The sequence below is a fragment of the Streptomyces capparidis genome, from assembly GCF_054782095.1.
This window is the reverse complement of the sequence record NZ_BAAGTD010000022.1, coordinates 120,351-134,067: the sequence shown is the minus strand read 5'-3', so window position 1 is coordinate 134,067 and position 13,717 is coordinate 120,351. Positions and strand designations below refer to the sequence as shown.

Sequence of the window (13,717 nt, the reverse complement as noted above, 5' to 3'; positions counted from 1 at the left end):
CCGCCGGGCGGACGGGCCGCGGACCGGGCGGGCGCGTCGGGCGCGGGCCCGGTGGTCCCCCGGGAGGCGCGGCGCGGGGGCGCGCTCCCCGGGGGCAGGCGCCGCCCGGCCGCGGCCCTGCGGGCGCGGGGTCAGACGCGCCCGCGCAGCATCGCCAGCAGGCGGTCGAGCACCCGCCCGCCGCTGACGCGCAGCCCGTCGTGCTCGAACTCGTTGGTCACCCACGCCCGCAGCCCCCGCACGGCGGCGGCCGTCTCCAGCGAGTACCGCGCGTCCACGTACATGTCGTCGAGGTAGACGGCGGCCACCACCGGGACGTCGTTGCGGGCGAGCCGCTCCGGGTCGTACAGGTCCGGCCAGTCCTCGCGCTGCGCCAGGTGCTCCGCCACCTGGGCCAGCGGTACCAGCGCCGGGTCCTCGGCGAACAGCCACGGGTAGGTCATCTCCCCGGTGAACAGCACCGGCTCGCCCGACTCCAGCGCCGCCTCGGCGTCGAAGCGCGGGAACTCGGCGCGCACGGCCTCGGCCGCCCACCCGGTGCCCTCGCGGGTCACCGAGCGCTGCCCGTAGCTCGCCTCGTGCAGCAGGGGGAACAGCGGCGCGGCGGCGTTCGACAGCAGCGCCTGCACCCCGGAGAGGAAGGTGTCGGACAGCTCGGGGCCGTCCGCGCCCTCCACGAACGCCTCCTCGAGCAGGTAGTGCAGCGTGTGCGAGCCCGTGCTCGCGCCGAGCACCACCCCGAGCGACTGGAACAGGGGCACGGTCAGCCGCCCGCCGCCCGGCAGCGGCACCTCCCGCTCCAGCAGCAGGCGGGCCACCCGGCGCACGGTCGCCACGTCGTCCGGGTACCGGGCGTAGTGCGCCTCGTTCTTGCGCTCCACCCGCGGGTACGCCGCGCGGTAGATGTCCTTCGGGTGCGCGCGCAGCGCCGGCAGGCCGCCGGTGACGAGGACCTCGCGCAGCCCCTCCGGGGCGAGGGACAGATAGGTGACCGCGCACATGCCGCCGAAGCTCTGTCCGAGCACGGACCACTGCCCGTCGTCGCCGAGCAACTGCCGCCGGATCAGCTCGGCGTCGCGCACGATCGAGTCGGCGCGGAAGTGGGCCAGATGGGCGGCCTGCGCCTCGGCGTCGCCGCGCCGGGGGAGGGTCTGGCGGTTCGCCGGGGTGGAGCGGCCGGTGCCGCGCTGGTCCAGCAGCAGCACGCGGTAGTCGTCCAGGGCCCGGTCCAGCCAGGAGTCCCGGCCCACGAGCCGCGGCACCTTGTACCCCGGGCCGCCCGCCAGGAACAGCAGCCACGGCAGCTCCTCCGCCTCGCGCCCGGCAGCGACCACCTCGCGGGCGTAGAGCTCGACGCGCTCCCCGTCCGGGGCGGAGTGGTCCAGCGGCACGCTGAACGTGTGGTCGGTGAGCACGGTTCCGGGCTGGCGCAGGACACTCATCGGCACCTCGGGGGGAGACGGCGTGGGCGAAGCGATCTTCGGACAACCGTAATCGCGGCCCGCGGGCCCGCCGACAGAGGTGGGTCGGAGCCCGAGCCGGCCGGGGATCGGGGGAGCGGCGGGGGCGGGGCGCGGGCCGGGCCCGTACCGGCGTCCGCGGACCTGGGCCGATACCGGTGTCGATGGGCCTGGGCCGATACCGGCGTCGGCGGGCCTGGGCCGGCATCCGGTCAGGCGGGCCGATCCTCCACCGGCGTCGGCGGGCCGGGCCTGGGATGCGGGGCGGGGGCACCACGGGTGGGGGCCGGGGGAGGAGGGGAGGGGGCGGGCCCCGGTGAGGTCATGGGCGCGGGGGGTGGTTTTCGGACCTTCGTGGCGCGGGTGTGGATCGCCTGTGCGATCCCCTGTTTATCGTCAGGAAGACGACTATGATCGCGGGCATGCCGCCCTACGACCCCTCCGAGTTCCCGCCCTTCGCCGTGACCGTCGACCTGGTCGTGCTGACCGTGCGGGACCACGCGCTGTCCGCGCTGGTGGTCCGCCGCGGAGAGCCCCCGTTCCAGGGGCGGTGGGCGCTCCCTGGCGGCTTCGTCCGCGCGGACGAGGACCTCGCCGAGGCGGCGGCGCGGGAGCTGGCGGAGGAGACCGGGCTGCGCGCGCAGCAGCCGAGCGGCCCCGGTGCCGGGCTCGGCGCGCACCTGGAGCAGCTCGCCACCTACGGCGACCCGCAGCGCGACCCCCGGATGCGCGTGGTCAGCGTCGCCTACCTGGTCCTCGCCCCCGACCTGCCCGCGCCCCGCGCCGGGGGCGACGCCCGCAGCGTCCGGTGGGCCCACGTCGAGGAGCTGCTCGGCCGGGACGCCGAGCGCACCCCGCTCGCCTTCGACCACGCCAGGATCCTCGCCGACGGCGTCGAGCGCGCCCGCTCCAAGATCGAGTACTCCTCGCTGGCCACCGCATTCTGCCCGCCGGAGTTCACGGTGGGCGAGCTGCGCCGGGTCTACGAGGCGGTGTGGGGCGTCGCCCTGGATCCGCGCAACTTCCACCGCAAGGTGACCGGCACCCCCGGCTTCCTGGTGCCCACGGGCGGTACGACAACCCGTCAGGGCGGTCGTCCCGCGCAGCTCTTCCGCGCCGGCGGGGCCACCGTGCTCAACCCGCCGATGCTGCGCCCGGAGGTCTGACGCCCAATCCGGGACACGACGCGCGGCACGCTCCACGCCTGTCCGGGAACTCCCATATGTCCGGGTTATCGTGCTCAGAAATCGCGAGCGTGACCCGACGCCCCAGGGAGCACGATGATCCAGGCGATCGGACTGACGAGCCTGTGCCGCCGAGGTGGCGAACCCGCCGTGGACGACTTGACGTTCGAGGCGGCACCCGGCGGGATCACCGGCCTCTTCGGAGCGCCCGGCTCCGGAAAGTCCACCACGCTGCGGCTGATGCTGGAACTCCAGCCCGGGCGCGGCGTGGCCCTGTTCGACGGACGGCCCATGCACCGCCTGCGCCACCCGGCCCGCGAGGTCGGCGTGCTCCTCGGCGACGTGCCCGGCAACCCCACCAGAACCGCGCGGGGGCACTTGCAGATGCTCGCCGCGGCCGCGGGCGTCCCCGCCGCCCGGGCGGACGAGGCGCTGGAGCTCGTCGGCCTCGCCGGGGTCGCCAGGCAGCGCCTCGACGCGTTCTCCCTGGGCATGGACCGCCGCCTCGGCCTGGCCGCGGCCCTGCTCGGGGACCCGCACACCCTCGTCCTCGACGACCCGGCGGCCGGGCTCTCCCCGCGCGAGGCCGCCTGGGTGCACGCCCTGCTGCGGGCCTTCGCCGACCAGGGCGGCACGGTGCTGCTCGCCAGCGGCAGCGTCAGGGAGCTCACCGCCGTCGCCGACCACGTGGTGTCCATCGACCGCGGTCGCCTGATCGCCGATCAGCCCGCGAGCGAGTTCGCCCGCACCCGGCTGCGCCCCCGCGTCGTGGTCCGCAGCCCGCAGGCGCACCAGCTCGCGCACCTGCTCGCGGCCGAGGGCGCGGAGGTCGTCAAGGAGGGGGGCGCCTGCGTCTCCGTGTTCGGCGCCCAGCGCGCCCGGGTCGGCGAGACCGCGTTCCGGCACGGCATCCTGCTGCACGAACTGGCCGACCACGTGGTGGAGTCCTCGGTGCCGCTCCAGCCGCGCGCCGGGCAGCCCTCCCCGGTGCCCATCGTCGCCCAGGGCGGCGCCCCCTCCGCCGCGGGCGCGTCCGCCCCGGAGGTCGCCGCGGTCGCCCAGGTCGCCCACGGCCCCGCGGAGACCGGAGCCGTGGGCGGCGCCCCGGCCGCCGGGGGCCCCGCCGCGGGCACGGCCACCAAGGACCCCGCCCCCGCGGGCACCACCCTCACCGGCGAGGCGGACGACGGCACCGAGGCGGCGGACGAGCCGGACGACGCCCGTCCCGCCGAGCAGCCCCCCACCGCCCAGGTCCCCCAGCCCTCCCGCGGCGACGGCACCGAGGGCACCCCCGCCGCCACCGCGGCCCCCGCCCCCCCCCCGGCCCCCCCCGACGCGGACCCCGCGGCCACCCCCACCCCCGGGACCGGCGACGGCAACAACAGCAGCGACGGCAACGGCAACGACGGCAACGGCAGCAACGGCAACGACGGAGGCAGCGGCGGGGACGAGACCCCGGAGCACAGCACGGAACGGACCACGGAAATCCCCGTCATCTCCGTCATCCCCGTCCCCGCCGTCACCACCACCCCCACCGCACCCGCCGACGCCGACGCCGACACCGCCACCCCCCAGGAACCCACCCCACCCCCCTCAAGCACCCCCACCGGACCCCCGCTCCCCGTCGCCCTCGCCGACTACTCCGCGGAGGAGGGCCGTCGCCGGGGCGTCGTCCTCCCCGGCCCCACCTGGCTGCTGCGCTACGAGTGGCGCCGCCTGTCCGGGATCCGCTCGACGTGGCTGATCCTCGCCGGTGCGCTGGTCGCCGGGGCCGCCGTCGCGCTGCTGCTGGGCCGCTCGCCGTTCGCGGCCAGCCGCCACGAGGACATGCAGCGACTGCTGACCGCCTGGGCGCCCGGCCTGCCGCTGCCCCCGGCCGCGTTCGGCGCGGGCCTGCTGGGCGCGCTCGCCTTCGGGCAGGAGTTCCGCTACCCGGCGCTGGCCCCCGCCCAGGTCGCCGTCCCCCGCAGATTCCGGCTGCTGCTCGCGAAGATGGCCGTCGGCGCGCTCGGCGGCCTGGTGCTGGCCGGGTGCGCGCTGACGCTGAACGCGGTCGTGGTGCGCTACGGGGTCGATCCGCCGGGCGAGGCCGTGCCCGAGCCGGTGCTGCCGCTGGTGACCTGGTGGTCGGCCCTGGTGGTGGGCTCGGCATGGGCGGGGCTGCTCGCGGCCGGGGTGTTCCGCTCCTCGCTGGTCGGCGCGCTGTGCGTGCTCGCGGTGCCGGTGCTGGTCGAGCCGGTCGTGCGCTGGGGGATGCGGATGCCGTGGCTGGACCCGACGCTGGATCTGGCCCGTCACGCGGCCAGGACTCTCACCGGTGGCTGGGAGTATCCGCTCCGCCGGGCCGCCGAGGCCGTGCACGTGCTGGCCGCGGGGCCCGTGGAGTACGCGTTCGCCCTGTCTGTCCTGCTGCTGCTGCTTGTGTACGTCTTCCTGACGGTGCGTCGGCGAACAGGGTGGCGATTCCCTGGATAGACTGTTTCTTGCTGATAAAGCGTCAATATCCTGGCAGGGGGCGATCACCCTTTCGTGTGCTTTTCTGCAAAGCCCTCAAGGGTGTCCGGGACATCGCCGACAAAGGATGCGTGAGTACCCTTGCGCACACGATGACGACCGCGGCTCGCCCCGCCGATCCCAGCCTCCCCGGGTCGGGCGAGCTCGACCGCTTCCCTCTCACCGACGCTCCCCAGGGGGAGCGCACCGGCCCCGCCGCCTGGGACGGCTCGGAGCCGGACATGGGGCGGGTCGGCCGCAGAGCGAGCGGCAGCCGAGGCCGCGGCCTGCACGGCCAGCTCGTCCAGCAGCTCGGGCAGATGATCGTCTCCGGTGACCTCGGGGCCGATCGACCCCTGGTTCCCGAGGAGATCGGGCAGCGCTTCGAGGTCTCCCGCACCGTGGTGCGCGAGTCCCTGCGCGTGCTCGAGGCCAAGGGCCTGGTCAGCGCCCGCCCCAATGTGGGCACCCGGGTCCGTCCGGTCAGCGACTGGAACCTGCTCGACCCGGACATCATCGAGTGGCGCGCCTTCGGCCCGCAGCGCGAGGACCAGCGCCGGGAGCTGTTCGAGCTGCGCTGGGCGATCGAGCCGCTGGCCGCCCGCCTGGCCGCGGGCCACGGCCGCGAAGAGGTCCAGCAGCGGCTGATCGACATGGTCGAGATCATGGGGCACGCGGTGGCCCAGGGTGACGCCGTGACGTTCTCGCGCGCCGACTCCGAGTTCCACGCGCTGCTCCTCCAGACCGCCACCAACCGCATGCTGGAGCACCTGTCGGGGATCGTCTCCGCCGCGCTCCAGGTCTCGGGCGGCCCGGCCACCGGGTGCGAGCGGCCCTCGGAGTCCTCCGTCGGGCTGCACGTCCGGCTGGTCGACGCGCTCGGATCGGGCGACGGGGCGGCGGCCGAGGGCGCGATGCGCTCGCTGCTCACCGTCCACCACCCCGAAGTGGATCACGTGGTGCCCGCCCCCCGCGAGCACTGAGGCCGCACCGCCCGGCGCCAGGCGGCGCGGGGAGGCGGCAGCCGAGGACGCCGCCGCCGGGTCCGAAGGGATCCGGCGGCGGCGTTTCGTCTCTCTCGCGCACTTTTTCAGCGGTTTGCGGTGTGACCCGAGCCACGTGGGGGAGGCGTAACACTTGTCGAAGGAGCGCGATGACGTAAGAGGTGGTCGCCGCTCCAGGAATACAGGTGAATGTCACAATGCTGTGTTGCTACGCGGCTCCACTTGCGCCAACGGTGCGGCAGCGCTCCGTGGGCCTGTCCAAGACCGACCCGTCCCGGGCGCGACGACCTGTGGTGTCAACGGGGGGAAGCTCGCCGAGGACCTTCGCGTGCCGGGCCAGCCGGCCGCGGACGGCTCTTCGAGAGTGCAAGTGAGGTCGGATGTCGTTTCCATCGTTCCGAGAGGTTGTTCGTGTCGGCCAGCACATCCCGTACGCTCCCGCCGGAGATCGCCGAGTCCGTGCATCTGCAGGCGCTCATCGAGCGGGGCAAGGCACAGGGCCAGATCGCCGGCGATGACGTGCGTCAGGCCTTCGAAGCGGACCAGATCCCGGCAACCCAGTGGAAGAACGTACTGCGCAGCCTCAACCAGGTCCTCGACGAGGAGGGTGTGACGCTGATGGTCAGTGCCGCAGATTCGGCGGCTCCCAAGCGCACCCGCAAGAGCGTCGCAGCCAAGAGCCCGGCCAAGCGCACCGCCACCAAGACCGTTGCCGCGAAGAGCGCCGCCACCAAGAAGCCCGCCGCCGTGAAGACCACGGCCCCCAAGCCCGCCGCCCCGGCCCCGGCCCCGGGTGACCCCGAGTCCGCCGAGGCCGCGCGCCCCGCCGTCAGGCCCACGGCCGGCAGGCCCGCTGCCGCCGCCGCGGCCAAGAAGACGGCGGCGAAGAAGACCGCCGCCAAGAAGACCGCGGCCAAGAAGACGACCGCCACCGCCAAGAAGAGCGACGACCCGATCGAGGGCGAGGAGCTGCTCGAGGACGTCGTGCCGGGCAAGGGCGACGCCGACGTGCCGGTGGAGGGCGTCGAGTCCGAGGGGTTCGTGCTCTCGGACGAGGACGAGGACGACGCCCCGGCGCAGCAGGTCGCCGCCGCGGGCGCCACCGCTGACCCGGTAAAGGACTACCTCAAGCAGATCGGCAAGGTCCCGCTGCTCAACGCCGAGCAGGAGGTCGAGCTCGCCAAGCGGATCGAGGCCGGGCTTTTCGCCGAGGACAAGCTCGCCAACGCCGACAAGCTGGCCCCCAAGCTCAAGCGCGAGCTGGAGATCATCGCCGAGGACGGCCGCCGCGCCAAGAACCACCTGCTGGAGGCCAACCTCCGCCTGGTGGTCTCCCTGGCCAAGCGGTACACCGGCCGCGGCATGCTCTTCCTGGACCTGATCCAGGAGGGCAACCTGGGCCTGATCCGCGCGGTGGAGAAGTTCGACTACACCAAGGGCTACAAGTTCTCCACCTACGCCACCTGGTGGATCCGTCAGGCGATCACCCGCGCCATGGCCGACCAGGCCCGCACCATCCGCATCCCGGTGCACATGGTCGAGGTCATCAACAAGCTGGCCCGTGTGCAGCGCCAGATGCTCCAGGACCTGGGCCGCGAGCCCACCCCGGAGGAGCTGGCCAAGGAGCTCGACATGACCCCGGAGAAGGTCATCGAGGTCCAGAAGTACGGGCGCGAGCCCATCTCGCTGCACACCCCGCTGGGCGAGGACGGCGACAGCGAGTTCGGTGACCTCATCGAGGACTCCGAGGCGGTCGTCCCGGCCGACGCCGTCAGCTTCACCCTCCTCCAGGAGCAGTTGCACTCGGTGCTCGACACGCTCTCCGAGCGGGAGGCCGGCGTGGTCTCGATGCGCTTCGGCCTCACCGACGGGCAGCCGAAGACGCTGGACGAGATCGGCAAGGTGTACGGGGTCACCCGTGAGCGCATCCGCCAGATCGAGTCCAAGACGATGTCGAAACTGCGCCACCCGTCGCGGTCGCAGGTCCTTCGGGACTACCTCGACTGATCCGGATTCCCTTCCGGCGCACGGACGCCTCCGACCGGCGAAGCAGCCGGTCGGAGGCGTCCGTGCGTCATGGGCGGAGGGGGCCCGCGGCTCAGGCGGTCGGCGTCGGGGCGGGCCCGGGCCCGGGGCTGCCGGCCGCACATGCGAAACCCGTGACGGGGGCGTACGGGGCCCGGTGAGCGGCCCCGGCGGAAGAACCCGCCCGCCGGGGCCGCCACCGTCCTCCCGCGTCCGGCCGTACAGGGGCACCCCCGTGTCCCCTGTGCGGCCGGATGCGGAAAGCCTCGCGGTGCCACCGCCTGTCACCGTGGCCTTCGCGGTCACCGCGGGCGGCCGCCGGGTGCGTGCCTCCGGCGGTCGCGGCCGTGCCGCGGTGGCGGGCGCGGCTGCGGCACGGCCGGGGGGAGGGGCGTGCGGGCGCGCCGCGACCCGTCGGGCCGCCCCGGCGTGACGTCATGAGCCTTTCGCATCCCCGCCCCGCCCCGGAAGCGCATCCCGATGCGATGTCGCCGCGGATTGATACGGTCCGGCTATGGGCGAGCCGAGAGGGACGGGAGAACCGAGCGTCCAGCAGTTGCGGCTGTTCCTGCTGCTCGCCGAGGAACTGCACTTCGGCCGCGCGGCCGCCCGCGCCTTCATGGCGCAGCCGACGTTCTCCCGGCACATCCAGTCCCTGGAGCACCGCCTGGGCGTGGATCTGGTGGACCGCACCACCCGGCAGGTGGCGCTGACCGCCGCGGGCGAGGGGCTGCTGGACCGGATGCGCGCGGTGGTGGACGCCGTGGAGGAGCTGCGCGGCCGGGCCGAGGCGTACCGGGGCGCGGACCGGGTGGTGATCGGATCCTTCGAGGCGATCACCTCCCTCGACCCGATCCCGGCGATCATGGAGGAGTTCCGGCGGCGCCTGCCCCGGGTGGACGTCCAGGTGCTGCGCACCGGCTTCGACTGCGGCGGGGTGATCCTGCACGGGGAAGTGGACGCGGCGTTCACCTTCCTGCCGGTGCCGGACGGCGTGCAGGTGCTGCCGCTGGCCGGCGGCCCGCGGTGCGCGGTGATGTCCAGCGCCGACCCACTGGCGGACGCGGGGCCGCTGACCCTGGCCGATCTGGCCGACCGGCCCCACATCGGCTGGTCGGAGCGGGTGCCGAAGCGCTACCGGGACTTCTGGGCCGTCGATCCCCGCCCGGACGGGACACCGGCCCGGTACACCCCGCACGCGGTCGGCGACTACGAGAGCGCGCTCCCGATGATCGCCATGGGGGCGGGGATCCAGTTCCCGCCGGACGGGGCGCGGTGGCTGTACCCGCGGGCCGGGGTGGCCTACGTGGACGTCGCCGACCTGGAGCCGTGGACGTCCGCGCTCGCCTGGCTGCCCGCCCACCGCGACCGGCCCGCGGTGGCCGAGCTGCGCAGGGCCGCCCGCGCCGTCCTCGACGGGTGAGCCCGGCCGCCCCCTCCTGCGGCTGCGCGTCCGCCCCCGGTTCCGCCGAACGCCTTGCCCCACCCGTCCGTACGGGCGCCCGTCAAGCACTGACGGCGACCGGGCGCATACGCTGAGTGCCGGAAGGGTGGCGGGCCGGGACGGTACTGGGAGGCGCGGTGGGTACGGCGGGCACCGAGAGGACCGGCGGTGCGGGGCGGCTCCGCGCCGCCCGGCGCGGCCGGGCGGTGGCGGGCGCCCTCGCCGTCTGCTGCCTGCTCCCGCCCGCCGTGCCCGCCGCGGCGTCCCCCGCGGTGGTGGGCGGCCGTACCGCGAGCGCCCGGGCCCACCCGTGGGTGGCGGCGCTGGCCAGCGAGAGCCGGTTCGGCAACTCCCGCTCGGGGCAGTTCTGCGGCGGAGCCGTGGTCGCGCCGACGAAGGTCGTCACGGCGGCGCACTGCTTCCGCAAGGAGCTGCTGGGCTCGCCGTCGAACGTGCGCGACCTGAAGGTGATCGTCGGGCGCACCGACCTGCGGGGCGAGGACGGCACGCGGATCCCGGTGCGGGACGTGTGGGTGCACCCCCGCTACAGCTACCGCACCAACGAGGCCGACGTCGCGCTCGTCACCCTCACCCGCCGGGTCCCGGGCGGGAGCAGGGGCGCGCTGCGCATGGCCGACCCCGGCGACCGGGAGCTGACGGCGGCGGGCGCCACGGCGGAGGTCTTCGGCTGGGGTGACACCACCGGGCGCGGGCACCTGAGCGACACCCTGCGCAAGGCCCGGGTGAGCGTGCTGGCCGACCGCGTGTGCCGGAAGGCGTACCGGGGCAGCGCCGCCGGCACGTTCCTGGCCCGTTCGATGCTGTGCGCGGGCGAGCGGCGCGGCGGGAAGGACGCCTGCCAGGGGGACAGTGGGGGCCCGCTGGTGGCGGACGGGGTCCTGGTGGGTCTGGTCTCGTGGGGCAGCGGGTGCGCCCAGCCCGGCTATCCGGGGGTCTACACCAGGATCTCCTCGGTGTTCGGGGAGCTGTACGCCCGGCTGTGGTAGACGGCCTGCGTAGGTCTCCGCTCCGCCGCGGAGGCGGGCGGAACCGGGCTGTCAGCTCTGAGCGAAACCGGGCCCAGGTGAGGCGAGCGGTCACCCTGTGTGCTCGGGTGACCGCTCGCCGTCCGGCCTTGCCGCCGGTCCGGGCTCGTCGTCGGTGCTGGAATCAGCGCTCTTCGTCGTTGGCCGCCGCCGGCGTGGCAGCGAGCCGACCGGTCTCGTCCTGTATTTCCGCTGCGATCTTCTTCAGTTCGGGCTCGAACTTGCGGCCGTGGTGGGCGCAGAAGAGCAGCTCGCCACCGCTCATGAGAACGACGCGCAGATAGGCCTGGGCGCCGCAGCGGTCGCAGCGGTCGGCTGCGGTCAGCGGGCTTGCGGGGGTCAGAACAGTAGTCACGTCGCCTCTTCTCTAGCTCGACGAGCTGTCGTACCAGGGTCAACATCCAACCAGGCCGAAATCGTTCCCGCTCGTGGCTTCTCCGATGAAGTCACCGGCGACGTCACTGCCGGGGAGGCTGGATGTGCCAGGTGGCGGCGGTCAGGGCCGTGGTGCTGTCGGCTGATTCATCCGTGGCTTGTGGTCCGTGTGTTGTGGGTCGTCGAGGTGTTCTCTGCCCTCTGTGTCGCCTTCGATGCGCTCCATTGCCATCGAGGATGACGTGCCCGGAGCCTAAAAGGTTCATGCCTCCAGGGGAACGTGATATTTCCATCACCCGGACGCGGGGTTGATCGCCGGCCGCCCGGCCTGCGGTCGAACGGTGATCGAACGCGCGTACGAGAAGAGCGTTAGCATACGTGGTTGCCGGGTCGCGCGCGAACCACTGTCGCCCGGCCTCGGTACCCTGCTCACGGCGGGCGTGCGCGTCTCCCCGCGACGGGGGCACGCGCGGTGCCCGTCCGCCCCGCCCGCCGCGGCGGGGCCCATATCTGGACAGACGAGGAGCTGCACCGCGTGACCGCCGAATCCACCGTGTCGTCCACCGCTCTGCTCACCGGCGCGGACCGCGACGGCTCCAACTACACCGCGCGGCACCTGCTCGTCCTCGAGGGGCTTGAGGCCGTCCGCAAACGCCCCGGCATGTACATCGGCTCCACCGACAGCCGCGGCCTGATGCACTGCCTGTGGGAGATCATCGACAACTCCGTCGACGAGGCGCTCGCCGGGTACTGCGACCACATCGAGGTACTCCTGCACCGGGACGGCTCCGTGGAGGTGCGCGACAACGGCCGCGGCATCCCCGTGGACGTCGAGCCCAAGACGGGCCTGTCCGGCGTGGAGGTCGTCATGACCAAGCTGCACGCCGGCGGCAAGTTCGGCGGCGGCTCCTACGCGGCATCCGGCGGCCTGCACGGCGTCGGCGCCTCCGTGGTCAACGCCCTCTCCGCCCGCCTGGACGTGGAGGTGGACCGCGACGGCCGCACCCACGCCATCAGCTTCCGCCGCGGCGTGCCAGGGCTGTTCACCGGCCCCGGCCCGGACGACCCGTTCGAGCCCGCCAACGGGCTGCGCAAGGGGCGCAGGTCGGCCAAGATCGGCACCGGCACCCGGGTGCGCTACTGGGCGGACAAGCAGATCTTCCTCAAGGACGCCAGGCTCTCCCTGGAGAACCTGCACGCCCGCGCCCGGCAGACCGCCTTCCTGGTGCCGGGGCTGACCATCGTGGTGCGCGACGAGCGCGGCGTGGAGAACGAGGGCCCGGTCGAGGAGGTCTTCCACTACGACGGCGGGATCAGCGAGTTCTGCGAGTACCTGGCCCCCGACCGGCCGGTGTCCGACGTGCTGCGGCTCACCGGTGAGGGAACGTTCAAGGAGACCGTCCCCGTCCTGGACGACCGCGGCCACATGACCCCCACCGAGGTCACCCGCGAGCTCGGCGTGGACGTGGCGCTGCGCTGGGGCGCCGGCTACGACACCACGGTGCGGTCCTTCGTCAACATCATCGCCACCCCCAAGGGCGGCACCCACGTCACCGGCTTCGAGCGCGCCGTCACCCGCACGCTGAACGAGGTGCTGCGCTCCGCCAAGCTGCTGCGCGTCGCCGAGGACGACGTCGTCAAGGACGACGCGCTCGAGGGCCTGACCGCGGTGGTCACCGTGCGCCTCGCCGAGCCGCAGTTCGAGGGCCAGACCAAGGAGGTGCTCGGCACCTCCGCCGCCTCCCGGATCGTGGCGAACGTCGTGGCCAAGGAGCTCAAGGCGTTCCTGACCTCGGCGAAGAAGGACGACAAGCAGCAGGCGCGGGCCGTCATGGAGAAGGTCGTGGCCGCGGCCAGGACCCGTATCGCGGCCCGCCAGCACAAGGAGGCGCAGCGCCGCAAGACGGCCCTGGAGTCCTCCTCGCTCCCGGCGAAGCTGGCCGACTGCCGCAGCGACGACGTGGACCGCAGCGAGCTGTTCATCGTCGAGGGCGACTCGGCGCTCGGCACCGCCAAGCTGGCCCGCAACTCCGAGTTCCAGGCGCTGCTGCCGATCCGCGGCAAGATCCTCAACGTTCAGAAGTCGTCCGTGGCCGACATGCTGAAGAACGCCGAGTGCGGCGCGATCATCCAGGTCATAGGAGCCGGCTCGGGCCGCACCTTCGACATCGACCAGGCCCGCTACGGCAAGATCATCCTCCTGGTGGACGCCGACGTGGACGGCGCCCACATCCGCTGTCTGCTGCTGACGCTGTTCCAGCGGTACATGCGGCCCATGGTGGAGGCCGGGCGGGTGTTCGCCGCCGTGCCGCCGCTGCACCGCATCGAGCTGGTCAACCCCAGGCGCGGCCAGGACAAGTACCTGTACACGTACTCGGACAACGAACTGCGCGCCACCCTGCTGGAGCTCCAGCGCAAGGGCGTGCGGTACAAGGACGCCATCCAGCGCTACAAGGGCCTCGGCGAGATGGACGCCGACCAGCTCGCGGAGACCACGATGGACCCCAGGCACCGCACGCTGCGCCGGATCAACCTCGGCGACCTGGACGCGGCCGAGCGGGTGTTCGACCTGCTGATGGGCAACGAGGTGGCTCCGCGCAAGGAGTTCATCGTCAACTCGGCGTCGACGCTGGACCCGTCCCGGATCGACACCTGAGCGGAGGCGGAGGGCTTCGCCCTCCGGGCT

At 73.7% G+C, this 13,717-nt stretch carries 9 protein-coding genes; 7 read left to right on the top strand and 2 right to left on the bottom strand.

What is annotated here, in order from left to right:
- Positions 1 to 131 precede the first annotated feature (131 nt).
- Positions 132 to 1,442 (bottom strand): alpha/beta fold hydrolase, encoded by a 1,311-nt coding sequence (locus tag ACYVO2_RS19450; protein WP_461009142.1) that lies wholly within the window; start codon positions 1,440 to 1,442, stop codon positions 132 to 134.
- A gap of 440 nt (positions 1,443 to 1,882) precedes the next feature.
- Here ACYVO2_RS19450 and ACYVO2_RS19445 point away from each other — a divergent pair, with 440 nt between their 5' ends.
- From ACYVO2_RS19445 to ACYVO2_RS19420, 6 genes are all read left to right on the top strand, one after another.
- Positions 1,883 to 2,626, top strand: a complete 744-nt coding sequence (locus tag ACYVO2_RS19445; RefSeq protein WP_461009141.1) for an NUDIX hydrolase — start codon at positions 1,883 to 1,885, stop codon at positions 2,624 to 2,626.
- A 114-nt stretch (positions 2,627 to 2,740) separates the two neighbouring features.
- On the top strand, positions 2,741 to 5,119 hold the full coding sequence (locus ACYVO2_RS19440; RefSeq protein WP_461009140.1) for an ATP-binding cassette domain-containing protein: 2,379 nt from the start codon (positions 2,741 to 2,743) through the stop codon (positions 5,117 to 5,119).
- Between the two features lie 56 nt (positions 5,120 to 5,175).
- Entirely contained in the window at positions 5,176 to 6,120 is a 945-nt protein-coding gene (locus ACYVO2_RS19435) for a FadR/GntR family transcriptional regulator (protein WP_461009139.1), read from the top strand.
- A 426-nt stretch (positions 6,121 to 6,546) separates the two neighbouring features.
- Positions 6,547 to 8,148 (top strand): RNA polymerase sigma factor, encoded by a 1,602-nt coding sequence (locus ACYVO2_RS19430; RefSeq protein ID WP_461009138.1) that lies wholly within the window; start codon positions 6,547 to 6,549, stop codon positions 8,146 to 8,148.
- Between the two features lie 532 nt (positions 8,149 to 8,680).
- Positions 8,681 to 9,589 (top strand): LysR family transcriptional regulator, encoded by a 909-nt coding sequence (locus ACYVO2_RS19425; RefSeq protein ID WP_461009137.1) that lies wholly within the window; start codon positions 8,681 to 8,683, stop codon positions 9,587 to 9,589.
- Between the two features lie 158 nt (positions 9,590 to 9,747).
- Entirely contained in the window at positions 9,748 to 10,617 is an 870-nt protein-coding gene (locus tag ACYVO2_RS19420) for a serine protease (RefSeq protein ID WP_461009136.1), read from the top strand.
- A gap of 163 nt (positions 10,618 to 10,780) precedes the next feature.
- Here ACYVO2_RS19420 and ACYVO2_RS19415 read toward each other — a convergent pair whose 3' ends face one another.
- Positions 10,781 to 11,011, bottom strand: a complete 231-nt coding sequence (locus tag ACYVO2_RS19415) for a DUF7455 domain-containing protein (protein WP_461009135.1) — start codon at positions 11,009 to 11,011, stop codon at positions 10,781 to 10,783.
- Positions 11,012 to 11,566: 555 nt separating this feature from the next.
- On the opposite strand from ACYVO2_RS19415, the gene ACYVO2_RS19410 reads away from it, so the two are divergent.
- A complete protein-coding gene (locus tag ACYVO2_RS19410; RefSeq protein WP_461009134.1) occupies positions 11,567 to 13,687 on the top strand; it encodes a DNA gyrase/topoisomerase IV subunit B in 2,121 nt (706 codons plus the stop codon).
- Positions 13,688 to 13,717: the final 30 nt, after the last annotated feature.

Coding starts and splice junctions, on each gene's coding strand:
- ACYVO2_RS19450 (WP_461009142.1), bottom strand. CDS start 1,442: ATGAGTGTCCTGCGCCAGCCCGGAACCGTGCTCACCGACCACACGTTC.
- ACYVO2_RS19445 (WP_461009141.1), top strand. CDS start 1,883: ATGCCGCCCTACGACCCCTCCGAGTTCCCGCCCTTCGCCGTGACCGTC.
- ACYVO2_RS19440 (WP_461009140.1), top strand. CDS start 2,741: ATGATCCAGGCGATCGGACTGACGAGCCTGTGCCGCCGAGGTGGCGAA.
- ACYVO2_RS19425 (WP_461009137.1), top strand. CDS start 8,681: ATGGGCGAGCCGAGAGGGACGGGAGAACCGAGCGTCCAGCAGTTGCGG.